Source organism: Psychromonas arctica DSM 14288 (assembly GCF_000482725.1).
Taxonomy (GTDB): Bacteria; Pseudomonadota; Gammaproteobacteria; order Enterobacterales; family Psychromonadaceae; genus Psychromonas; species Psychromonas arctica.
Window position 1 is genome coordinate 14,178 of record NZ_AXWP01000001.1, and the last position, 24,066, is coordinate 38,243.

Genomic DNA, 24,066 nt, shown 5'->3' on the forward strand with positions numbered 1-24,066 from the left:
TTCAGCTCCTTGTATTTGAACATTTCCTTTATCCGACAATTCAATCTAACCCTTTTTTAAAAGAAAGTCGATATTTGAAATAATATTATATGCTAAACTATTTCCTTTATATTTCATCAGCAAAAGGTTTCGATATGGCTTCATTACAAGAGCAATTAATGAATTCAGGTTTAGTTAATAAGCAAAAAGCAAAACAAGCACAAACAGAAAAACGTCGCCAAGCAAAACAAAAGAAAAAAAAAGGGACAGTGGTTGTTTCAGACTTACAAAAAGCAGTGCAAGAAAAAACTGAATTGCAAAGACAAAAAGACCTAGCGGATAACCAAGAAACCCAACAACAATTAGCAATAAGAGCTGCACACGGTAAATTAATCCAGATGATTGCCCAGCATTGTGAAAAAGATTACCAAGGTGAACTAGACTACCATTTCACATATGAAAACAAAGTTAAACGCATTGCGGTAACCCCCTCTATTCAGCAAGGTTTAATTAAAGGTGCTTTTGCTATTTGTGTTTTAAATGATGAATTTTATTTAATCAATAAAGAAGCCGCTGAAAAATTACGAGCTATTGATGAGTCAGTACTTGTTGCACTGCATGACCAAACTGATAACTCAGCAGAAAATGAAGAAGATGACCCATATGCTGAATTTGCAATACCAGATGATTTAATGTGGTAGACCACCAAAAGATCCTTAGTAATAAGTGACATATAGAAGGTATCGACCTAGAATAACTTTTTAATAACAAATACTATGTAAAAAGAGATACTGCATTTATGGATTTTAAGGCTTATCAATCGCAAATCAGAACATTAATTCCGCTTCGAAATAAAGCGGATTTTAGTACTATGCTGGATAAAATTTTCTTTGGTGAAAGTACTAGTGATAAGTTTCTGGTCAAGATGGAATTAAGCCGACTTGCTAAACCTTGTTCTCGAATTATTGACCTGCGTGAAAAGGTAACAGATGATACGCAACAATTCATGCACCAAGAAATTATGCATTACCTTACCCCTTCTGCTGATAAAGAATTAACAGCGGCAATAAAATTATATGGTGAATATACTATTGGTGCTTATGAGCAAGTGTTAGAGCATGTTCAAAAAGTAAAACAGGAAAAATCAATAAAACCTGTGGCTAAAATTACACCTGAAGTAGATCCCAATATTACAGAAAACATTCAATTAAATAATCACAGTAAACAATCTGCTGCACGTATGTTTTTTGTATCAAAAATAACCGTCATACTTGAAGATGGTTCTGAGCATCAAGCCAGTACTTCAAACATCTCTATTACAGGCCTTAAAGTCAAGTTATCTGAAAAGTCGAACTACCTTGATGATCAATTCATTAAGGTTGATTTTACCGCTTTAGGGAATGACTACAAAGACAAAGCTATCACAGGGCAAAACATAACTTATCGTTTAGTTAAACAACAACAAGAAAAAACGGGTTTTTATCTGTATTTAAATCTAGAAGACGATAAACCGGCTTTTGTTAATTTTATCAAATTATTTATTCGCAGTAATCAACATAAATATAAATTAGATGTGCACTATTATTTCCATCTAGCGCGTGAAAAACTCATTAGAACCAGTACATTGATGGGCTTAAGTAGCCTTCCTCTTTATCTTAATGCTGCCCACAATTCCCCATTAATATTTTCACTCCGAAATCAGGCTAATAAAGAAATTATAAATGATTGGCGTTGTGATAATGCCAATCAACTGCCCTTTTTATTCTCTGAAAAACGATTAGCGGCTATGTTGAATATGGCGCAGCCAACACTAGCAACCACAGTATATTGCTTTACTTATATGAGTGAAGGCGAGGAGTTCTTCTTATCGGCGACCGAAGAAGAATTAAAAAAAGAAAACTTAAAGCATTTATTTATTGAGTATGGTCGTACTAAACCTAATTGGCGTTGCTATCATTTAACTCTACAAAAAAATATATATGAAGCAAAAAAAACATACGGGTTAACTGATATAAAGCCATCAATATTTAATGATATTACGCATCTTGCAACATTAACTGAAATAGCTACCAATGAAATCATTGAAATAGATCATCGCAGCGATGAAAAAAGAGACCTAAACTTATTAAATATCTTTGTGCACCGAGAAAAACAACCAGGCTTTGTTCCTGTATATGATCTGTTTCCCGATGAATTACGTAAAGAAGAACGTTATAGCTTTAACAGTGTAATCAAATTAACAGCGGGCAAGGATATTTGTACTGGGAAAATAGTTGATTTCTCAACGTCAGGTTTAAAAATACAATTGAGCGCCAAAGAATCGTTGGCAAGACGAAGTTTAATTAAAATTGATTTTATCGATCTACAAAAGCTATCTAAACAATTTATCCTTTCTAACATTGAATACCATGTGATTTCTTCTGGCCCAAATAATACCTTCCACTTGCAAGTTGCAACCCGTGATAGTTATTTAACTATGAACCAATTCTTTTCAATTTTAATTAAAAATAACCCAACACACTTTCAAGTAATCCCACTTAAGGCTAATAAACAACCCGTAACATCACGTTTACGAGAAGCGGCAGAAAGTGCGCTACATCCCGCCTTTTTCTATGTATCAACACAAAATTTAAAAGCAAAAATTGGACTATCTTCTATTGCAGACACGTCTAAGGCACTCAAGCAATTATTTAATATTAATAGTGAAGCTATAGGTAGCAATAATCACTTAGCCTTATCTAATAAAAGGTTATTAGAACGTATTTTACATACTCCATTAAGAACAGTGTCAACACTTGAAAATTCACTTAATTTTGAGTGTACTATTTATGTTCAAAAGATATTAGTTGCGAATAAACATTGGGAAATCAATAGCTACTTAGATGAAGACTTTAAATCTAAAGAGAATAAAAGAAAGTTTATTTTAGAAAATAAAGAACTGAAGCAACTGCAAATATTGCATTACCGACTAACTTCCATTAAAGCACCTGATTTAGCGGTAGTTAGCTCAGAAATAAATATTCTATCCTGCTATGCAAAACATCTTGGCCAGCGTATTGAAGAAGAAATACTAAAAATTAATGCCATGATTCAAGTTATAGACAGGACGAAACAGATTCTTGGTGATTAAGACTTTTTGCTGGTAGTTGTTGAGGTTTGTTTATGGTCGATCATTTTATGTTGGCCATTAACAATTGATAGTCAACTTTTAATAATTACCTGTAAAAAGGTGACTGTTCAAAGAAATAGCTCGTCAATGCTGGCACAAGCTCACTTTTATTAATCAAGTTAGGCGGTGCATACAAACAGTTTGCTCCGCCTATTTAATCTTGCAACTAACAAAAGGTTTACTTATTACTTATGCCAATTTAATTAAGTATATGGTTAATTATTGGCAAGAAAAAGACATCAATTTAAGGCAGAAATTGCCACAAATGGTTGTTTTTTACAAAATATCTAACATATAAGTAATATATTTTAACCAACAAGAATGCTCAGCTGTTTAACCTAATTGCTATTACTTAGCTTGTAAAGGCAACGAAGCAATAAGTAAACACAACGCCCCTTCCAAATCTAAGTGATTAAGTGCAACTGCAGCTTTCTCTTGCACAATAGGCTTCGCATGTATAGCAATTCCCATTGCAGAGGCCGCCATCATTACTAAATCATTAGCACCATCTCCAATAGCAACCGTCTGATTCATAGGAATTTCAAACGTTACCGCTAACTCTTTTAGTGTACGCGCTTTAACATCAGCATTTACAATTTCACCCGTTACTTGGCCTGTTAGCGTTTCATCAACAATCTCTAAGGTATTCGCATAAGCCGCATCAAAACCATGATCCGCTTTTAATCGATTAGCGAAATAAGTAAACCCACCAGAAGCAATCGCAACTTTCCAATTCGCCGCTTTTAAGCCAGCAATTAATGCCACTAAACCTGGCATGAGTGGCATATTATCGGCAACTTCTTTAATCACCGACTCAGGTGCTCCTGCTAACTTGCCGACACGGGTACGTAAACTTTCATTAAAATCTAACTCACCTCGCATTGCCGCAGCAGTAACAGCTGAAACTTGATCACCAACACCATATAAACGTGCAATTTCATCAATACATTCAATCTGTATCGTTGTCGAATCCATATCCATCAACACTAGACCAGGTACTGCAAAATTAGGTAACTGTTCAACTAAGGCAACGTCACACTCATGTTCAAGTGCAAACGCGCTAACAGCATCGTTTACAACACTTGGTAGCGTATTAAGAGTTAGGCGTATAAAATTAACCCCTTCAACCTCTCCTAAATTAGATAATACAACCTGTGAAACAGCTTCATTAATTAGTATTGTTTTTATGGCTGTTAAAGCGCGAGTGTTGAGATTTTTTCCCATTAACACTAATTCCGCTCGAGCATAAAATTCATTTTCTGGTGTATCATTAATTAAAAATAATGGCTGTCTCGCTTCAACTGGAGATTGCAAATCTACTTTCCATTGCAAAAATGAGATAGAGTGAGTAGGTACTTGAAGTGTTTTAATCGTTTCCACTGTAATATGCCTATAGGTTAATTGCCGTAAAAATATTGCTCACAAGATAGCGATTGCTAATTTATAATGCAAGCGTAGATACGATAACAAAGGGTTTAAAAGTATGGTAAACAAGCTTTTCTGGATAAAACGTACGTTACAGGTCGTAACTATGTTTGCACTATTTGCAGTGATTGCTTATCAATTTATTGCCCTACAAAATGAATCGAATGAAGTCCGCTTCCAACAAACAGAAAAGTTCTCGTATTCATTAACCAATTTAGCCGCCGCTGAAGCATCCCGCTATTTATCACAAAAAAACCAAGAAAGTTTACAACTATTGATTGATGATCTCAGTGAAGATCCGATTGTGAGAGATGCAATTATCTACGATAAACTGGGGCAAATACTTTACCAATCTAAAGCATCAATCCCTTTACCTGTATTACTCAAAATTGGTGGTAAGCAAAGTGATCAAGCAGAGGGTGTTATCCCCTACATCGCAGAGCTTTATGCCGATGGCACTAAGATAGGCTATATCCGTATAGCTTTGGAACAAGAACGTATTTTAAGTTTAATTCAACATTATCAGCAACGTGGGTTATCGATAATGTTACTATTAATCTTACTGTCTTTCATAGCAGGGACATTATTAACCGCCATTTTCTATAAAAAAGTCACCAGTATTTACAGACAGCTCATTGCAGAAATCCCAAAACTTATTGAACGCACTAAAAAAGAGGCCACTAAATAACCTTAATTGCCGTTAAAACAGACGAACAACAAGCGCAGTGCACAAAAAAACATCAAACAAACTAAAGTTGCTAAAGTTTCATTGACAGCAGTGCCAAGATATCGCAAAATCACTTCGCTTTCAACAGCTTCTATATAAGCTCGCTTAACTCAGTTGGTAGAGTGCCGCCATGACATGGCGTAGGTCACTGGTTCAAGTCCAGTAGCGAGCACCATTCTCTTGTTCCATAACATCCATTAACGTCTATATTTCATTTAAAAACCCCATATTTATCAGTGCTTAGGCTACTTCTCATTCTTTTAGTGTCCATTAACGTCTTGCAGAATCTATTGTTTATGGTAACAATGGAGGTAACACTGAGATAAATGATATGAGACGATGTTACCATGGCTATAAAAACTACCCCTCTTACAGCTACACAAATACAGCAAGCTAAACCAAAAGAGAAAGAATACAACTTACTTGATGGTAATGGTCTTGCACTCAGAATTAAGCCTACTGGATCAAAGCTATGGCTATTTAACTACTATCGTCCTATTAGCAGAAAACGCGCTAATCTTAGCCTTGGGAAATATCCTGCACTTACCTTAGCAAAGGCAAGAGCAAAAGCAATCGAAGCGAGGGAACTACTTGCTGATGGAATTGATCCAAAAGAATATAGAGATAATACGTTAGCTGTTCAACAAGTAGAGTTAACCAATACTTTACAAGCTGTGTTCGACGATTGGTTCACTGTTAAGAAATCGAGCATCAAAGACCTTACTGCTACCAAACTAAAACAACGTCTAGATAAATATATTCTTAGTCATTTAGGGAAATTCCCTATAAATGAAATCACAGCGCCTCAAGCAATTAAAATATTACAACCCGTTGCTAACTTAGGAAAACTTGAGACTGTTGGTAGAGTTTGTCGTAATCTCAATGAGATAATGACCTTTGCTGTTAATACCGGAATTATTGAACACAACAGACTAGCTGGGATTGGCAAAGCTTTTGCAACTGCAAAAGTAACTAACCAACCTTCATTAAAACCAGAAGAACTACCAGAGCTTTTAAATGCACTAAATTACGCAAGTATAAAGCTAATCACTCGTTGCTTAATTGAATGGCAACTGCATACAATGACCCGCCCTTCTGAGACGGCTGGCGCACGTTGGGATGAAATTGACCGACAGCAGCAACTTTGGAACATTCCAGCAGAGCGAATGAAAAAAGGTAGGCCTCATACCGTTCCATTAACTAGTCAAACCTTAGCTTTATTAGAAACTATCGACTCTATTACAGGAGAATGTGAATACATTTTCCCAGCAGACAAAACAAATAAAAAACATATAAACAAACAAACGGCAAATAAAGCATTAGAGAGAATGGGTTTTAAAGGTCGTCAAACCTCCCATGGGCTTCGAGCTCTTGCGAGCACCACTTTAAACGAGCAAAGCTTTGATGTAGACGTAATAGAAGCTGCCCTTTCTCATGTAGACAAAGATAAAGTAAGAAGTGCTTACAACCGCACTGATTACCTTGAGCGTCGTAAGGTTGTAATGAGCTGGTGGAGTGAACATATTGAAAAAGCGTCTAAAGGTTCAAATTCTATTACTGGTTTAAAAGCGTTAAAAATTGCGAACTAATGTCATCACCTTAAAAAGATATACGCAACTCCACTTAGTGATGACGCCTAGCGGCGCATCAGCAATTCTCTTTGCAGACTCGGTTTCTAAACATTTTCTATCTGCTTTGACTTGATTAATAACATAATCTTTAAAAAATGAATTGTCATAATCTACTGTTGCGAAGCGATAAGTGCTCCGACGCATTATCATATCTTCAAATTTATCTTTTTCATCTTCACTCAAATCACTATTGTAGATAGTCTTTGCTGGCCATCAATCACAGTAAAAGAATCTATTTTTTCCTCAAAAAGAAAATGCCCAAAGTAATAAGGGCTTTGAGCGTTGCTTTTGCTATATTCATTAAGGTCATTTAGAAACACATCAATTTGAGTACTTTTTTGTTTACGCTTTAATTGAGGAGTTTACCATGAATAGGCTCGTTGGTATGACGGTACAAATATTTTATTACCTGCGAGCATTTTTCTGATCGTTGATGCGGCTTCCATTCTTTATTTTCCTTTATGTCTATGAGTTAAATTCAGCTATAACCATTAGAGCCCATTACCATCGAGTTTCAGCTACATCCTTATTGCGGTATTCAGCAGAATTTCCTTCTGCTTTAAGACGACCAAAATCTTTCAGCAAGAGATCAAAAGATGAAAGGGCCTTGCAATCTAACTCAGTATCAATTGGAACGGGTAAAACCTGTTCAGATTCATAATCCTCATAATCTAAGCCGTAAGATTCAAACGCTGCGATTTCATTTTCAGATAACAATTCTGATGATTTATGTTCAAACACTTGAGCCTTTAGCCAAAACTTAATATTACCAAGTGAAAATTCAAATAGTTTTTTTTCCAAACGCCCATCTTTCTGGTCATTTACTCTATCCATAGAAAAAACTGTCATAACAAGTGCAATACTATATTGCTTCTTTCCAACAGTTATTTCTGGTCTAGCAACCTCACATCGATGGTCTCCATCAGAGAATCTAAATAATTTATATTTTCTGATGGAGTCTGGACCTTCAACTTTAAGAGCTCCACCTAAACTTTCATTCTTAAGCCAGGGGTGCGTATGAAATGAACCAATGTATCCATAACCATCACCAAATGCAGAAGCAATATCTTTTTTTATTTTGAGAGATTCAGGGTTTCCCCATACGCTTCCTCGCTTCCTTTCCGCAGAAGTCTCAACAGACACATGCTCTATTTTACATTTGAACGGTGCATTTTTATTTACCGTTCCCCAAAGGTGAGCTATCGTTTCTACTGCAACTTCCTTCTTTCCATCATGCTTTATCGCATATGCTTCCATAGCCGCCATGACGAGTTCAAAAAGTGCACTTTTGTTCATCTGAATTGTTGCAGTCATACGTCATCTACCCTTTATCATTAGTAATTAAAAATATAATTATCACTATCAAACAAACCCAAGCCGACGATACTTTTCAACCTGCTCGGTTCCCCAATCATCACTATTTACTTTTAAATAAACCTTCAGATATGCCAGGGCTTTCTCTGGTTGCCTCACCTGTTCATAAGCAAGTGCTAAACGTTTTAAAATATGCGCTCTACGTGGAAACTGTTTATTAAGACTGACTAACAGCTCTATCGCTTCATCATAGCGAGATTGCAAACCGCATACTGAAGCTTTCTTTAACAACATTTCAGGCTTAACAAGATCACCTCGAGTTTCAATATCTTCAATTATTTTATTAGCATTCAACACATCTTTTGTTTTTAAATAGGTATTCAATGCAAGCTCTCTAAACTCAACACCCAACTCATTGTCTAACGATAAACAATCTTTGTTTTGCTTCAAAGCAGCAACACATTCAAAGTACCGAGCACCACGATATAACGCTCTTAATTGAGCTAATAATGCATGGTAATCTTTACTTGAATCAAACTCAGCTTTAGCGACTTGTGCAGCCTCAACATATTTCTCATCTTCAATCAAAGACATCGCACGTGTAGACCAATCACCTAGTTCAATACCCGACTCTGATGTCGCTATGCAAGGTTCAAAGTTCAGCTGAGCTATACGAACAATTTTTAAATCAGATAGCACCTCATCAATATTTAACCAACGATCATTAGGTTCAATACTCAATGCCTTAGTTATAAATTGTTCCAGTTTTGGAGAAACAGTTTTGTTAAGCTCACTTGGATTTGCGTATGGAAGACTACGATATACAGCACTAGGCGTGTCATGCGGAGGCCGACCGGTAACAAGCTGATACATGAGAACGCCCAGGCTATACATATCACCTCTGATCAACTCAAGAAAGCTACCTCGACGCTCAGAGCAATCTGCAAACTCAGGAGCTGAATACAAAACCGTACCACCATTTTGACGACTGCGAGCGTAAATCTCTTCAGGTAACGCTGAGCTGCCAAAGTCTGTTAGCTTAACCTGATCACCACTAATTAAAATGTTGTGTGGTTTAAGGTCCCCATGAGAGACTGGCTTTTCTAAATCGGCTAGATGTTTAACACCCAGGAGAATTTGTTCGTAAATCTCGAAAATTTGTTTGTAGGTTTTGGCAAATCCACTGTACTTATCTTCAAGAAGTTGCGCCAAACTCCTACTTGGAAAGTATTCCATTTCAATACCGTACCATTCTCTTTCAGGCGGAATGCGTCCCATCCAGTAAATCTGAATAACATTGCTATGTGAGGGAGCATCGAGTAAATCATGCCCTTCTCGCAAGCTACTATCTGAAGCAGAGCAATCCTTGGGTATCTTAACGGCTACAATTTCGTTATCTTCTAAACGCTGTGCGCGCCAGACCCAGCCATGAGTACCATCGCCGAGTTGCTCAAGTAATAAATAGCGGTCGCCTAACTTCATATCACTACTTGGCATGAAATAGTGTTTTCTTTTCGTCATCTTCAACCTCTTTCAATCACATCAACAAGTTTATGCACACCTTGTTTATCACACTCAAAAACAAAATTTAGCATGACTAACTGTTTAGGATTTGATCCTTCAACACGCTCGCCATTACCTAATAAAAAGCCTTGAGAAAATAATTCTTTTAGTGCCTGATGATCAGGCATTGTTTTTAAACCTGAAGTCCAATAAGCAAGAACTAACAACTCAGGTTGTAGTAACCAACGTCTATGAGCTAATAACAAGTTTTTCACTTTACCAACGAGCTTTTCCTGATCCGACTTACTGCCGGAATAGCGCTCATATTCAACAACAAGCTTCGGTTGTTTACTTACTTTATCGAACCAAACAGCATCTGAGCGAATATCGTGCTTAGCCCTGACTGCATACTGAAGGGGAGCAGGTATCTCTACTGCTCCAGAGAAACCAAGATGATGACCTAGCTGCATCCAATAACTACATCCTAAGCTATGAATCAGAGTGTCCTCATCTTGGATACCCCAATCACTCAGCATAGGAAATGCACCTCTTACAAAAGCTTTATCGCCTGTTGCTTCGCTAATACGTGATAACAAGCTATTACTCACTAAAGCTACCCCAAACATTTAATACTTCCGGTGATTCACCACCATGCACCAACGCTTTAGGACCCACTTTTACAAGCAATGGAGCAGGAATAGATCGCCCACAAATCAACGCTTCACCCGTTGATAAACTTGGTAACTCTTCCAAGTCAGCTTTGCTTACCATATCAGAAGCTTTAGTGATAAAACGCTGATCATCAGGGTTTTTAAGTCGCATAGTGATCAAAGTATTACATTGTGAAGTTACATCAGCATCTAGTTTCGATGGTCTCTGACTTACGATGCAGAACCCCACACCAAATTTACGACCTTCACCCGCTATTTTTTTAATAATTCGGTGACTTACCGCTTTACCACCCGCAGGAGCAAAGTTATGCCCTTCTTCATAAACTAAAAATGCCGGACGAGTTTTGTCTGTTTTACTTGAGGCCGCACGGAGAATCTCGCTAGATAACAAACCACAAATAACTTGTTTTGCTGTATCACTTAACCCTTGTAAGTCGACTACAACTAAACGGCCTTTCTTATCTGAAGGACGACCTATCATTTCATAGATATCTGTTGGCCCAGAAAGATCTGATGAGTAGAAGCTTTGTGCTTCATTCAATACTCGAGATAGTTTCATCGATGCAACAGCGGCAGAGCGACCATTTAATGCTTGCGCTTCTGCACTGCTTAAATCATCCCAATTTTTTACTTCATCAATACCATCACCAAGGAAGTAGCGTAGTTTGTTAATATCTCTTGGCTCTACCGTTTCAACGGTGCGCCAATATCGAATTGCTACATCTAACACACGTTGTTGTGGTTCAGTTAATCCAGGGAGAATTTCAGAAATATCATCCATCTCAAACTTATCAAACTGTAATGCCAGCACATTATTTTTATTGGCGTATTTTTGTCTGAACGTGTCAATTTGAGGCGTATATATTTTAATACCCGCATCCGCTTTTTGAAGCTTCTCAAACATTTTTTTGATTTCAGGTAGTGATTTAGCATCACGCTCATCTTCAGTGTCAAAATGATCGCCAAACTGTAAATTACCACCTTGCAATGCACGACCATATTCACCATGAGGGTCAAATACAACAACTGTACCGTTGTTAAGTGCAACCAAACGCTCGATTACACGCCCAACAGTATAAGACTTACCAGAGCCCGTCATAGCCAAAATAGCCATATGTTCAGTAACAAGCTTATTGACATCTAAATAAACAGGTACAGTGTTTTCACCGTGTTCATAACCAACTAAGTTACCGATATGCAGACTGTTTTGTTCATTAAATTCGTAAAAATCACTTAAAAACTGGTAATCAACGGTCTCAACTTTAGAGCCTGGATCTAATGGTCTACGCGGGATCTTAATCTGATTAGTTTCTGAATCTTTATAACCTACTAAATCAACAGTGGCATAAACATGCTCACCAGTAACCTCAGCACCCGGTAATAATTCAAGCTCTGAAACAGAGTTTCCAAAGCCCGAATTAAACAACATATTTGTACGTTTAATAGAGACGATACGGCCTAGTACATAAGTAACAGGCTCATCTTTTCGTTCTTGATGTCGAATACGTACAAACTCACCACGGCGTCCTGAAAATGAACTGTTTAGCACCATTTGTAAATTATGTGGTTCACCCGTGTTACCAACTAAGGTACCTAAAACTTGATGTTTCATTAAAACTCTCCGTCTAAATCAGATAACCAAATATCTTCTACTTCTCGTGATTTGAGTGCAGATTGAATATTGGATTTATAAAATTTCACAAACTGGTCTAACTGTCGTAACTCTTGTTCTGCTAGCTGTATCGGTAATGGATAAGCTTTTTTCCCGCCAACCGCCATCAAACACATTAACTGCCCACACAATTTATCTAACGCTTCAGCGTGCCACTCAGGCTCATCCCCCGCCAGCTGTACAAGGCGAATACCGGTGTTATTACCACCTTTAAAATGGAACCCAACCAAACCATTTTCAGCGGCTGATTTAGGCTCTAATCGGGTTTGATTTTGTGACATACGAAAAGCAGCGGTCCGTGTAAAGCTACTTAAAATGCCATTAATGAAACGTTGTTCACCAATGCTACTCAGACCTTTAAGGTGACTAAGAATATCGCCAGCAGCTTGCTGATCGATGCCTTCACTGGATAATAACTGTTCCATGCCTTTAGGGGTTCTAAGGTCTTGCTTAGCAACATACAAGATCGCACCAAATTTCTCTGATGCGATGCCAGCCAAAATAGGACCAGAAGCATTCCAAGGATAAAGCTTTTCTTTATGTTCTTGCCAAAATTGATCGATTACAGATAAAGTCTGCTCATACGTTTTTCGATATTCAGCATGCTCAGGAGCATCTTTAAGAGGCGCCATGTCTCGACCAAGAAATAATGGACAGTCCATTAAAATCAAATCAGCTGGCTGGTCACTTAACAAACGTTGCTCAGCCATTTGGTAAGCTTGGCGAATTTGAATTAACGCCAAGCGTTTGGATTGATTAACAAAATCGATATCATCAAGCTCACATAAACTATCTTGCCCTGTAGTTGACACCGCATTATCTTGAATAGTGAGGTCTAAACTGACAGCAGCACTCGCATATAAAAAACCACCTAATGTTTTTTGAACTGCTGAACGGGTCGCGATACCTGCGACTTTAATGTTCAATGGATTAGGTCGCTCAACAGGCTTAACCAGGCCCGCTTCAACAAACAAAGGGGCAAGCTGTTCTATATCTCTTATTTGTTGTAATAATCGCCCCACCGTCCCAGGCATATGCAATTGTGTTTGCACCGCTAAGGTTTGCGCTAAACTACGGTTACTCATCCTGGCATCCTTTTTAATTCATCGGCATAGAGCTTATAAGGGCTTGCCACCAATGCAGCTAAGCCCTTTTCGGTCAATTCACCGTTTAAAAATAAACTATCGTCGATCAACTCAACCAACGCTAAATCTAACTCTTCTGATAATAATCGAAATACACCTAAGCGCCCTACTCGTTGCACTAAACTATTAGCATCTTTAAAACTATGCCCATAAGCACAGCAGAGTAAAACGAGATGGTTCTCATTAAGCACTAACATTGCTTTATCAATGTCTAAAGTTGGCTCTTTAACTTGTCCTGCAATAACTGATAAACCAGCTAACCATGATTTCACTATTTCTGGAATATCAAGGCATGTGAGGGACCATAGTGGAAGCGAGGTGGCGACAAACACACCACCTGAAGAGTGAGGTTTATAGTAAAGAGTATTTAAACTATCATCGTTCCAATTATGCGCATATTCAGAAGAAAACTGGTGAGACACAGCTTCAAACTGAAATCGAACTTCATCCGCTAAATTTTGTGCTAAACCATTAACAGAGGTAGTCTTATCATCATTTATGTTTTCAACTTGCCAATCTAATACATCGCTAAGCTCCCCCGTGTTAAAAGGAGGAATTAACAAAAGTGATCGACCAGAAGACTTAAGCCAAACCATTAAATTAGCTTGCTGTTCTGTACTATAAGTTTGCCACTCTAGGCCAAACATCATCAAGGCACCGTAAGCTGGCAGCGCACCATCACTATCTAACAGCTTAACTGGTAAATAGTCAGAGATAACAGCGCCTCGTCGATGGCTTGCAAGACCTCCGAATAGGTAGAATGTGGTTTCCAAAGTTACGATACCCCGCCTAAACGGTAAGTTCTTACGATCACTTGCTTAGCAACTAATTCCTCAGCTTCATCAGTCTGTAAAGCAGGATCGTTATCATCTGCCATATCTTGCACTATTTGCACCCAACGCTCTGCACTTATTAAAGTAGAATTGAGCAAACTAGTTATCTCTGTCATATGGCTTACCTCTCGCTGAGAAAGCTTCTCTTTTGCGTCAGCTAAGGTACCAAAAGCCTCAACATTCTTAAGCATAAGCGGTGTCAATGGGCTCTGATGATTCACCTTTTTTAATACATTTAATGCACTATCGACCCCTGTATTTTGAGAATTCAGCAAAGACTCTCTATAACCTTTACTAAAGTTTTTAAGTGAATCGATATCACCTTGCCATTGAGTTAGTTGCTTCTTCACACCATCTAGTAGCGGTGGAACTTGATCATTAAGTAGTCTAAATTGGCCAAGTTGCATCTCACTATTTATCTTATCTTTCAGGTCATTAGCATCATCTTGAACATCATCAAACAGGCTATCGACATGTTTAACTTTCTTTTGTAAATTTGCCAGTTTAATTGATCCATCAGGGTAAAGCTTCGCATAATCTGAAGGTGCATTGACTAAGTCACGCTCAACAATTGCGATCCCTTCCTTAGCTGTTGTTGCTCTTAGTAACTGCTTTTCAAACTCTTGCTTAAGCATGCGATAAGCGCTAATGATCGCCCCATCAATCTGTTCTATATCAGAAAACAATTCAGTGTCAGGTGAGTAACCAACCTCTTTCGCTAGTTGTTCCAGTCTAGACAGTGCACGATCTACTTCTAAATTCCGCAAATAATACCCAAGTGTTCCAGCTTCAGATTGTTGCTTATCTGCAGTTTCTCCTAACATAGTACCGGGCTTTACTGCACCTGCCAGAATATGAGAGATTTTCTCAAGCGATAACGTGAATATATTAATTGGGAATTGTATTAGCGTGCTATTGTCTTTTTTAATTAACGCAATCAATTCAGTCGTTCGCTTAGATATAGCAGACTCGGTTTTATATACCTGATCTGAAAAGGCCTTAGCTCTGGCAATACGTTGCCATAATGGCGTTTTATCTAGCTCAAAGTCTAAATTAAAAAACTGATCTTGTTTTAGTGTTACTTTGTACTTATCAGCGTCATATACCCAATCTACAGCTTGCTGGTGGTTAAACCTAGCTTGAGACGTTTCACTTAACGCTAACTGGTAACTGTTTTCATCGCTTGAAAGTTTTATTAAATCAGTTTCTTCTATACGTTTAAAAGTATCTTGATATTTTTTAGCACTCACTAATTTAGCTTTAGCTTTGTTAGTTTTAGTACCCACTTTAGTGCGCCCGAGTGGAGCAAAAAGCTCGTTAATTCGCCCCTCACCAAATAGGGTTGCAATAGTATCAACTTGCTGAGGGTAATCATTCTTTAGCCAATTGTCCGCTTCAGTCAAATTACCTTCAAAGGCACTCCGTTTGAACAATCGGTAAATAGATACTTTTGGTTTACTAGGGTCTGCACTTTCTGTGATTAACAGTGCAGTGCGCAAAATAAGCATCCAGTCAGTAAACACCTCTTTAGGCGTAACTATCCAACTGTAACCAAAAAACCAATCTTGCTTAGCTTGCTCAAAAGTTAGCGCCATACTTTTGAATAAGCGCTCCTTCATTAAACGGCAAACAAAGACAGGAAATTGTGCATCTGCAGAAAGTTCATTAGTTGACGTAAATAATTGGCTCCATTCTAATTCACTGAAACCATCGTTTTGCTCTTTAGTAGGGACGCGAAGTTGATGAACCAAATCATATAATGCATCATCAGCAACACTTTTAGGTGTCTTATCATATCGACTTAAAGATTTTACATTTGAGCGAACAATAAGATCAGCCCATCCCTGTACTAATGTTTCACGATCTTTGTCATTAAGCTTTTGCCCTACACGAAGTGGCATAGCAATCAAACCACGCTCATGGAGGCCTTGACGCCAAATGTTAATACACTCCATCACACCACGGTTTAATGCATTCAATCGTTGCATAAACTTGGTGGTAAACCCCTTCATTTCTAGAACAAAACCATGGCAATCTTTCGTTGCAATCCCTATTTGCTCAAGTATATGCTCCTCGTTATGACTCAAACGATACAAACATAAATAGTCTTTCGCTTTTTGTAAAACGGGATCTGATGCATTTTGAAACTTATTACTTAAATCAATCGATGATGTAACAGCAATAACAGGATATCTACCCTCATTACCAAACTGTGCAGTCGCTTGTGAACACAGTTTTTTTAATTCAACTTCATTACTAACGTAAGCAAAAACAACTCGTCCCTTAGGATGTAACTGCAAGGCACGGCATGAAGCGAGGCCATTTACATCTTGCTTTGCTCTTGATGCATTGGTTGCAATAGTGTTCAAGTCGCTTACTAACTCACTATCCACCGCATCATATTGCCAATGGCTATCAATTAAACGCATCAAGCCCGTTAAGCGTGTTCGTTGCTTATCACTTATTTTCTCACTTCTATTAGCCATAATTTTTTCATGTGCATTCGAATAATCTTGATCTCTAAAGATCAATGAATGCTGGCTCTGCTTTCGATAGCGAAGATTTAAACGATTAAGCATCGCAACACTCGGACCAATATGAGTAGGTGTTGCACTAAGCGCTTGCACATCACTATAAAAGTGTAACCATAAAGCACGTGCGATATCGTCAGTTGCACCATGCGGGTAAAGTAGCTGTAATAACTCTATAAACTCGACCTTGCTAGTCGGGATCAACAACTGGCCTGCTTGTTCATGAATGGCAAAGGTTGATAAGTTTGCGAGTAATTGCTTTAGGTTGATTTGTTGCTCAATACCATCAAATAGCCATAAATCACCTTTATCACGCTTAAACTTTGCATTTTGTAACGCTGGCCTACAACTATCAACAGTCCATTTATCCGCGTTATAATAAGTTGCAACGGGCTCTTCATATTCATTTAAAGTTGAAACTAACGCCTTGGTTTCATCACTTGCTGTATCTAACGCGATTGGCAATTGACCATAAAGTAGTTCTGTTGCTGCATCAGTTATTTTTAAATTAGTTGTTTTTATCGCCCCGATAGCCCCCGCATCTAAAACATGGTCCCTTATTCTTGGTGAACTATTCACCACCGCATTGAAAAGTTGCCCAATACTTTTTACAGTTTCTCCATTCATTTTTAAGCTAGTAAGCTTCTCATCTACCGCGGCCATAATCACATTGAACCAACCGAAGTTTCCGCCACTCATGGCATAAGCTGATTCAACTAAGCCTGGTAAATAATTCTGAGCAAGCCGACCACTTTTTGTTAATGTTGCAACATAATCACTTACATCAGAAAACGCATTGTGCTCTAAATCCAGCATCGAAAAACGACGTGCTAACGACGAGACTTCTCTCAGCTCTTCACCAATGGCAGGCGAACATAACGCCACATAACGCAACCAAGGTAGTTTTCGGCGCGGATCTTCCTCTTTAATCGCCTGTCCCATCAGCTTAATAGCACGGCCATCAAGGCGTTTTAAATCATCCCCTTCTAATCCGTAAGTCGCGGCTTCTGCAGCAGTTTCTAGCTCATCCAATACAACTAATAGATACTTAATACCAAACTGCTGTAAGTATTCATAGGCAGCATTAACAAGTCTAGTGGCGAGAAACTCATCATCGTAAAGTTCTTTATCACTATATTTTTTATTAATTTCTAAACGGTTAGCAAGCTCTTGGTGATCAAACCCTTCTACCTCTAATCGGTCAAAACACTGTTTCGCTACCTGAGATTGAATAGAGCCGTCAAAGGTGTTTTTTGCTAATGGCTGCAATGCTGTATATAAACCATAAGCAAACCAATTATCAGAATTTTGAAACTCTGTTGCGATTTGGCTATAACGAATATACAAACCTAAATACTGCTCACGATCAGCATCACTTCTAAATAATGTTGATTGCTTTAAATCACCAGCTTGGTCACGGCAATACCATCCAGGGCTTGCATCATTAATTTGTGCAATTAGTTCATAGCCTAAACGAGATTTACCACGGCCCCATTCCGCCACCATCGAAAATACCTGGGCAAAATTATTGTCTTCTTTATCCACTAGATGAATGAAGCTTTCGAAATCATTAAAAAACTGGCTTTGACCAACCAAAGGGTCTTTAGGCGGATAAGATGACAAACCATCGGACTGCCAATGATGCTTAGCTGATGATTGAAATGCATAATTCACAGGGCTTTCGGCAACGCAAGCCGTTTCATGTAATTCGTTTGTAGTAGTCACGATCTGTTAGCCTCTAATTATTTGAAATTTGTTGGTTGTAAAAATCATCGTTCTAAATAAACAAACACTCATCGAACACTCCTTATCTGGCCACTTAACTCTACTGCCCAGTGCTCTGCTTGTTCACGAATTGCAGCGGTAATATGTTGACCAGGTCGCGCAAAATTAATCGTACCCAAACGTGTATTAGGAATGGGTTCGAATTGCGGATGGATTTGATAATGGGGAATGTCTTTACTACTACCCTGAATAAATTGCCAAACTTTGGCTTCCACCATATAACCAATAATCGGACTAATGACAGCATCTAATTTAGCCACTTGCTGTTTAGGGGCGAGCTCGGTAAACAGTGAAATACTCAAGTTATCTAATACACGTAAAAGTAACTCTGCTAACGTGCCACAGCTCACTTCTACATCATCACGTGTCGTGACAATGACCTGAATTTTACTGGGTTGCATAAAATGCTTCGCTTGTGTGGGATCAATCTCTAATCTCAACCCACCCGCAATTTGTTCTGAACGCCACACATCTTGTGCATAAGCCACGTGGGCTAATAGGTAAGCCCAAGGAGTCTTTAATAGCCAAGCTAAACTAGATTGTTTATCTATTTCAGAACCGATTGCTTCAACATTACCCGTTAATAAATATTGATCTGCTTTATCCGAGATAGAGGTAATATCAGGCACTCGAATTAAGCGATTAATTTGCCAAGTCGAAGATATGTTATCGCTATCGATTTTAGTTAGTTCAATAGCACTTTTTTCATCTTTTTTTATTGTTACTGCAGAGGCTAAAGCGCGTAACAGTTTGGGATAACTGGCACTTTGCTCGGCAGCTTGACCAAACGCTAAGCTTTCAACCTCTATAAAATTCGTTGCCTGTAATGAAGCATTATCAAGCTGGTTTAACACGCTTTCTGCAGCATCACTTAACTGACTAATTTGCTCGATCAACGCTTGTTCATCGTTACGAGAACCCGCATCTTTTAATTGTGCAGCAACAATATTGCTCCACGCAGTTTGATAAGTCGCTTGTGTAGCAAAAATAGCAGCGACGGTATCTTGGCTAGTCGGTAAGGATTGGCGTAAATCTAGCAATAGCTTGCTTGCGATTAAGCATTGCTGATCATCAGATAGATGCCAAAGTCCCAAGGTTTGCAATACCTCCAAGTTTGACGTATTAACACAGATACCTTGTTCAATGAGAGCAAGTAAAAGGAGAGTCTCCTTACTCATCATTTATACCCTTCCCATTTTTAGTAAACTTCACTTCGTCAAATAAGTCATACAGTACATTAAGGTCGGAAAATAGTAGGTCCCCTTTTTTTTCTCCAAAACCTTTATCGGTGAGTTTACTAAGGATTGCTTTATCTTTTGAGTTATCGCCATCATCTAGAGCTTGCTGGGCAACAATGATTTCAGCTTCAGTGATAATACCTTCTATCAATGCTTCTACGATAAACTTAGCGGCAATAGTTAATTGAGTAGAGCACTCACTAGCAAGGGCAGCTTTGGCGAGTGATTGATCAGTAGCAAGCCAGCGTTCTAATTCCTTCCCCTCTAGTTTAGGTACAAATATATCTAACTTTTCCATATCAGTTGGGTATGAATGGGCAGTAATTCCACGAATAGTCGATTGAATTTGAACAAAGCCTAGTTTACTTAACAAATAGGTACGTAAGTATGAAGATGGCACTCTAGACGAATCAGTTCTAATAACCATCACTTCAGTTGAAGGGAGTAGTGGTTTATCACTGTGTACAAAAGTTATATCTTTACCTATATACGATTTATTATGAGCTGCATTACACATAAGTAAATCGTATTTTTTAGTAAGCTTTTCCTTATTTTTTGGTGCTTCGACTATTCTTGGGTGCCCTTTGATATAATCAGGGGATAAATTTGCTACCGTAACTTGCTTACATCCATCCTTGCCAGTTTGCGTTTGCGTTTGCGTTTGCCCATTAAATATCGAATTACAGTAACCTGATAGCTTTCCAAAATTTTCAGGCTTTTGACTTAAGTATGTATCAACAACCCCTGGATAGAAATGGGCGTCCATTCTTTCTGTCATTATAGTTGCAGAAACTAGGCGTGTTTTTTTTCCGAAATTAAGCCTAGTTTGATCTGGAATATAGGCACTATGATAAGTTTGGATTTCTTCATCTTTATTTTTTGCCCACTCAGCTAAAACCTCTGCTTGGCGAACTTTATTTCCTATGTAGGTTTGAGCTATTAATCCTACATTAGGAAGCCTAATATCTGGAATTTCGTGTAAACTTACATGGTCAAATACAGCGCCTCCACAGAGTCGTATCAATTGTGATTGGCCATATATATTATTTAAAAAAACAACCAAGAAATATTTATCTATTGGTGCTGAAATTTCAAGTTTGATATTTATAATGTCAGACACTGAATTTACATAATCAAAACTACCAGAGTTAACTATTGCAGCCGCTCCGACACGACCACTTTTGTTTATAATGATAGATCCATTGGAAACGCGACAGTGAGCCCACTCCAAGTCAGCTTCTTTTGAAATGTATTTACATTGATCTAATGTGGCAAATAGGTTTTCTCTAACCTGTTTCGTAGTAAAGTAAGGAATGGAACCTTCTACTTCACTAGATACATAGTCCTTTGCAATTGTCCCTGTAACTCCAAGTCTGGGCTTAGCACTGAGGAATGTCCCCAATTTTTTTCCATTTTTGGTTTTCTCTATAATACGTAATAGATCTGGGGAGTATGATGGTGCTGCAATAATATCAATTAGCTCTTTAGCTTTATAACGCTTGGTAAACATTACTCGCCCCTCACATAAGCACCGGCTATAGCAGCTAAATCATTCGGAACCCCTGTTGAGTAATCTTCAACGTTATTCTTCACGACATAACCCAGTGTATCAGCCACCGCCATAAATACATCCGTCTGTTCTTGATTAGCGAAAGTATTTTCATCATCATGATGTGCATTACGTTTTTGTAGATACAGAATACTGGTTTTAGCACCTGTGCCTGAAAGCTTAAATGTATCCGAAGGTAAAGAAATGACGGCTTTAACAATGGCTTTTCCTCCACTAAATTTACCGCTTTTTTCATCTTTTTTACCCATAATGTATTCACGTACATAACTGTCACCCGAGTTACACAAAATGCCATTGCATATTACCATCCATGCCGATCACCTAATAACCTCTGACCCGATCACCTAATAACATCCATCGCGATCACTCATTAACATTCATGCCGATCACTTTTGGCGAAAATGTTATTAAGTGATCGCCTGAAATGTTATTGCTCATAGTTTGTACTTTTTTGTCTGCCTGTAGGTGTTTTTAACCGTTATTCTTCTTGGTTTCATTTGGGGAATAACCATGGCAACGGTACACATTTCTATGCGTAAACTTAAAGAGATCTTAAGACTAAAATATGGCTGTTTACTTAGCCATCGCCAAATAGCAAAAAGCCTATCAATTTCAGCTTCTATTGTTTCTACTTATTCTGCGCGAGCAGCATCCTTGGGCATCGCAAGTTGGCCTTTAAACGATGAGTGGAATGATGAGTCATTGCAGCGGGCATTCCTTAAATCAAAGCCTCGGCCAAAGCAATTCGCCATACCCGATTGGGCGGTGCTACAACAAGAACTCCGGCCAAAGACCATGACATTACTTTTGCTCTGGCAGGAGTATGTTGAACGGCATCCAGAAGGTGCTTACAGTTACAATCACTTCTGCCGGCAGTACAAAACCTGGTTGAAATGCCAGAAGCCCTCAATGCGCCAAAACCATAAAGCTGGTGAAAAACTCTTCGTTGATTACTGTGGTCCCACCATGAATATTACCGATCCCAGTACCGGCGAATGCCGGACTGCACAAGTTTTTGTTGCCGTTATGGGCGCATCAAATTACACCTATGCGGAAGCCACATTTACCCAAGGCTTAGAAAATTGGGTAATGAGTCACTCTCGTTGCTTTGAATTTCTGGGTGGCGTACCGGAACTAATCATTCCAGATAACCTGAAAAGTGGTGTAACACGGGCTTGTCGTTACGAACCAGATCTTAATCCTACATACCAACAGCTTGCCGCGCATTACAACACCGTCATTGTCCCTGCAAGGCCCTATAAACCTAAGGATAAGTCTAAAGCTGAAGTCGGTGTGCAAATTGTTGAACGCTGGATAATGGTGCGATTACGTCATGAGCCTTTCTTCAGCTTACGTCAATTAAATACGCGCATTGCAGAATTATTGATTGATTTAAATACGCGTCAAATGAAGAAGAAACCAGGATCCCGCTTATCTCAATTTGAATTACTCGATAAACCAGTCTTAAAACCGTTACCCGACAAGGCTTACATATTTACCCAAATCAAGCAGGTGAAAGTGCATATTGATTACCATATTGAAGTAGAAAAGCATTACTACTCTGTCCCTCATTGCTTGATAAAACAAAAGCTTGAAGCGCATGTCACCGGTCAGCTGGTCACGCTTTATCATCATGGAAAACAGGTTGCGGTTCATTCTCGCAATCATCGGCTCGGCGGGCACACCACAAACGAACAGCACATGCCGGTAGCTCATCAAAAACAGCAACAATGGTCTCCCCAGCGGTTTGAAAGTTGGGCAAGAGATATCGGTAAATCAACAGAGAAGCTGGTGATTGAATTTTTACAAGCTAAAAAGCACCCAGAGCAAAGTTACCGTGTCTGTTTAGGATTACTGAGCCTTGCCAAAAAATACAGCCCTGCACGGTTAGAAGCCGCTTGTCATCGCGGTCTGTGGATGGGGGCAACCCGTTTAAAGCAAATCACCAACATCCTTGAAAAAGGATTAGATAAGCAACCATTACCCGAAGTTCAACTTGATTTATTGAATGAAATTGAACATGAAAACATTCGCGGAAATAGCTATTACCATTAAGGAAATACAATGAAAACAGTCTATCAACAACTCAACAATCTAAAATTAAGTGGCATGCGTGATGCGCTTAAACAGCAAACTGAACAACCGAACGCTTATGTTGAACTTGCTTTCGAAGAGCGGCTGGCGCTACTACTCGATAATGAAATAACACAACGAGACAACCGGAGGATTGAACGCTTAACACGGCAAGCAAAGTTCCGAGTAAGTGCGCAATTAGCACAGTTAGATTATCAATCGAGTCGTCAGATTAACAAAGTTCAAATACGCTCACTTGGGCAAGGCGAGTGGTTACGACTACATCAAAACATACTTATTACTGGGGCTACGGGGTGCGGTAAAACGTATCTCGCTTGCGCGCTTGGATACAATCACTGTCAGCAAGGCGAAAGCGTTTATTATTTTAGACTCAAAGAGCTACTTGAAAAAATGTATCTTGCACAAGCAGATGGTAGCTACCGAAAACTTATTAACAAACTCAGTTCAGCAAGTTTATTAATATTAGATGACTGGGGACTAGAACCGTTAACAGTACAACAGCGTAGTGATTTATTAGAGCTAATTGATGCAAGATACGATACTAAATCGACCATGATTAGTAGTCAGTTACCGATAGAAAATTGGTATGAAATGATTGGAGAATCAACGCATGCCGATGCGATATTAGATCGTCTAGTACATGGCTCAATTAAACTAGAATTAAAGGGTGAATCGATGCGTAAAAAACTAAATACCTTGACGTCACCCGATCACCTAAGTTAGATTTTACTGAGGTCTACAGACAAACAAAAAAGCGATCGCGATGAATGTTATTGAGC

The 24,066-nt window shown here is 38.6% G+C and carries 19 protein-coding genes and 1 tRNA gene; 7 read left to right on the forward strand and 13 right to left on the reverse strand.

The features are described 5' to 3' along the window. The first annotated feature begins 134 nt into the window (after positions 1-134). Both H592_RS0100065 and H592_RS0100070 read left to right on the forward strand, forming a co-directional pair. Entirely contained in the window at positions 135-680 is a 546-nt protein-coding gene (locus H592_RS0100065) for a DUF2058 domain-containing protein (protein ID WP_028866942.1), read from the forward strand. Between the two features lie 98 nt (positions 681-778). Beyond that, the gene (locus H592_RS0100070) at positions 779-3,109 is read left to right on the forward strand and encodes a PilZ domain-containing protein (protein WP_028866943.1); all 2,331 of its coding nucleotides are present in this window, start codon (positions 779-781) and stop codon (positions 3,107-3,109) included. A 387-nt stretch (positions 3,110-3,496) separates the two neighbouring features. On the opposite strand, the gene serB is transcribed toward H592_RS0100070, so the two are convergent. Next, positions 3,497-4,528: a phosphoserine phosphatase SerB gene (serB, locus tag H592_RS0100075; RefSeq protein ID WP_028866944.1), complete on the reverse strand. Its 1,032-nt coding sequence runs from the start codon at positions 4,526-4,528 to the stop codon at positions 3,497-3,499. 103 nt (positions 4,529-4,631) lie between these two features. On the opposite strand from serB, the gene H592_RS0100080 reads away from it, so the two are divergent. The 3 genes from H592_RS0100080 (at position 4,632) to H592_RS0100090 (ending at position 6,889) form a co-directional block, all read left to right on the forward strand. After that, the gene (locus H592_RS0100080) at positions 4,632-5,261 is read left to right on the forward strand and encodes an AhpA/YtjB family protein (protein WP_028866945.1); all 630 of its coding nucleotides are present in this window, start codon (positions 4,632-4,634) and stop codon (positions 5,259-5,261) included. A 138-nt stretch (positions 5,262-5,399) separates the two neighbouring features. Continuing rightward, positions 5,400-5,475: transfer RNA gene (locus tag H592_RS0100085), tRNA-Val, on the forward strand. A 172-nt stretch (positions 5,476-5,647) separates the two neighbouring features. Further along, positions 5,648-6,889 (forward strand): integrase domain-containing protein, encoded by a 1,242-nt coding sequence (locus H592_RS0100090; RefSeq protein WP_028866946.1) that lies wholly within the window; start codon positions 5,648-5,650, stop codon positions 6,887-6,889. On the opposite strand, the gene H592_RS24850 is transcribed toward H592_RS0100090, so the two are convergent. From H592_RS24850 to H592_RS0100145, 12 genes are all read right to left on the reverse strand, one after another. Beyond that, entirely contained in the window at positions 6,872-7,114 is a 243-nt protein-coding gene (locus H592_RS24850) for a hypothetical protein (protein WP_028866947.1), read from the reverse strand. The genes H592_RS0100090 and H592_RS24850 overlap by 18 nt on opposite strands. Then, entirely contained in the window at positions 7,111-7,251 is a 141-nt protein-coding gene (locus H592_RS24855) for a GmrSD restriction endonuclease domain-containing protein (protein WP_211235596.1), read from the reverse strand. Before H592_RS24855 ends, H592_RS24850 begins: the two co-directional genes overlap by 4 nt. Before the next feature lie 181 nt (positions 7,252-7,432). After that, positions 7,433-8,245, reverse strand: a complete 813-nt coding sequence (locus tag H592_RS0100100; protein WP_028866948.1) for a hypothetical protein — start codon at positions 8,243-8,245, stop codon at positions 7,433-7,435. A gap of 48 nt (positions 8,246-8,293) precedes the next feature. Then, entirely contained in the window at positions 8,294-9,766 is a 1,473-nt protein-coding gene (locus H592_RS0100105) for a protein kinase domain-containing protein (protein WP_028866949.1), read from the reverse strand. A 2-nt stretch (positions 9,767-9,768) separates the two neighbouring features. After that, positions 9,769-10,374 carry a hypothetical protein gene (locus H592_RS21130; RefSeq protein ID WP_037070646.1) on the reverse strand — a complete coding sequence of 202 codons (606 nt, stop codon included), beginning with the start codon at positions 10,372-10,374 and terminating at the stop codon, positions 9,769-9,771. Further along, a complete protein-coding gene (locus H592_RS0100115) occupies positions 10,349-12,031 on the reverse strand; it encodes an ATP-binding protein (protein WP_028866950.1) in 1,683 nt (560 codons plus the stop codon). The genes H592_RS21130 and H592_RS0100115 overlap by 26 nt, the downstream gene beginning before the upstream one ends. Next, positions 12,031-13,176 carry a hypothetical protein gene (locus H592_RS0100120; protein ID WP_028866951.1) on the reverse strand — a complete coding sequence of 382 codons (1,146 nt, stop codon included), beginning with the start codon at positions 13,174-13,176 and terminating at the stop codon, positions 12,031-12,033. The genes H592_RS0100115 and H592_RS0100120 overlap by 1 nt, the downstream gene beginning before the upstream one ends. Continuing rightward, positions 13,173-14,009, reverse strand: coding sequence for a hypothetical protein (locus H592_RS0100125; RefSeq protein ID WP_028866952.1), 837 nt, complete (start codon positions 14,007-14,009; stop codon positions 13,173-13,175). Before H592_RS0100125 ends, H592_RS0100120 begins: the two co-directional genes overlap by 4 nt. 2 nt (positions 14,010-14,011) lie before the next feature. Then, positions 14,012-18,325 (reverse strand): hypothetical protein, encoded by a 4,314-nt coding sequence (locus H592_RS21135; protein ID WP_051368816.1) that lies wholly within the window; start codon positions 18,323-18,325, stop codon positions 14,012-14,014. 68 nt (positions 18,326-18,393) lie between these two features. Further along, positions 18,394-19,563, reverse strand: a complete 1,170-nt coding sequence (locus H592_RS0100135) for a hypothetical protein (protein ID WP_028866953.1) — start codon at positions 19,561-19,563, stop codon at positions 18,394-18,396. Next, on the reverse strand, positions 19,556-21,133 hold the full coding sequence (locus H592_RS21140) for a restriction endonuclease subunit S domain-containing protein (protein ID WP_051368818.1): 1,578 nt from the start codon (positions 21,131-21,133) through the stop codon (positions 19,556-19,558). Before H592_RS21140 ends, H592_RS0100135 begins: the two co-directional genes overlap by 8 nt. After that, a complete protein-coding gene (locus tag H592_RS0100145) occupies positions 21,133-21,501 on the reverse strand; it encodes a DNA methyltransferase family protein (protein ID WP_028866954.1) in 369 nt (122 codons plus the stop codon). The genes H592_RS21140 and H592_RS0100145 overlap by 1 nt, the downstream gene beginning before the upstream one ends. Before the next feature lie 202 nt (positions 21,502-21,703). Between H592_RS0100145 and istA the strand changes: the two genes are divergently transcribed. Then, entirely contained in the window at positions 21,704-23,248 is a 1,545-nt protein-coding gene (gene istA / locus H592_RS0100150; protein WP_028866955.1) for an IS21 family transposase, read from the forward strand. Between the two features lie 9 nt (positions 23,249-23,257). Next, on the forward strand, positions 23,258-24,010 hold the full coding sequence (gene istB / locus H592_RS0100155; RefSeq protein ID WP_028866956.1) for an IS21-like element helper ATPase IstB: 753 nt from the start codon (positions 23,258-23,260) through the stop codon (positions 24,008-24,010). Positions 24,011-24,066 lie beyond the last annotated feature (56 nt).

Bases quoted from the DNA above. Each gene is read 5' to 3' on its own strand.
- H592_RS0100065 (WP_028866942.1), top strand. From the start codon at position 135: ATGGCTTCATTACAAGAGCAATTAATGAATTCAGGTTTAGTTAATAAG.
- H592_RS0100070 (WP_028866943.1), top strand. From the start codon at position 779: ATGGATTTTAAGGCTTATCAATCGCAAATCAGAACATTAATTCCGCTT.
- H592_RS0100080 (WP_028866945.1), top strand. From the start codon at position 4,632: ATGGTAAACAAGCTTTTCTGGATAAAACGTACGTTACAGGTCGTAACT.
- H592_RS0100090 (WP_028866946.1), top strand. From the start codon at position 5,648: ATGGCTATAAAAACTACCCCTCTTACAGCTACACAAATACAGCAAGCT.
- H592_RS0100100 (WP_028866948.1), bottom strand. From the start codon at position 8,245: ATGACTGCAACAATTCAGATGAACAAAAGTGCACTTTTTGAACTCGTC.
- H592_RS0100105 (WP_028866949.1), bottom strand. From the start codon at position 9,766: ATGACGAAAAGAAAACACTATTTCATGCCAAGTAGTGATATGAAGTTA.
- H592_RS21130 (WP_037070646.1), bottom strand. From the start codon at position 10,374: ATGTTTGGGGTAGCTTTAGTGAGTAATAGCTTGTTATCACGTATTAGC.
- H592_RS0100115 (WP_028866950.1), bottom strand. From the start codon at position 12,031: ATGAAACATCAAGTTTTAGGTACCTTAGTTGGTAACACGGGTGAACCA.
- H592_RS0100120 (WP_028866951.1), bottom strand. From the start codon at position 13,176: ATGAGTAACCGTAGTTTAGCGCAAACCTTAGCGGTGCAAACACAATTG.
- H592_RS0100135 (WP_028866953.1), bottom strand. From the start codon at position 19,563: ATGAGTAAGGAGACTCTCCTTTTACTTGCTCTCATTGAACAAGGTATC.
- H592_RS21140 (WP_051368818.1), bottom strand. From the start codon at position 21,133: ATGTTTACCAAGCGTTATAAAGCTAAAGAGCTAATTGATATTATTGCA.
- H592_RS0100145 (WP_028866954.1), bottom strand. From the start codon at position 21,501: ATGGTAATATGCAATGGCATTTTGTGTAACTCGGGTGACAGTTATGTA.
- istA (WP_028866955.1), top strand. From the start codon at position 21,704: ATGGCAACGGTACACATTTCTATGCGTAAACTTAAAGAGATCTTAAGA.
- istB (WP_028866956.1), top strand. From the start codon at position 23,258: ATGAAAACAGTCTATCAACAACTCAACAATCTAAAATTAAGTGGCATG.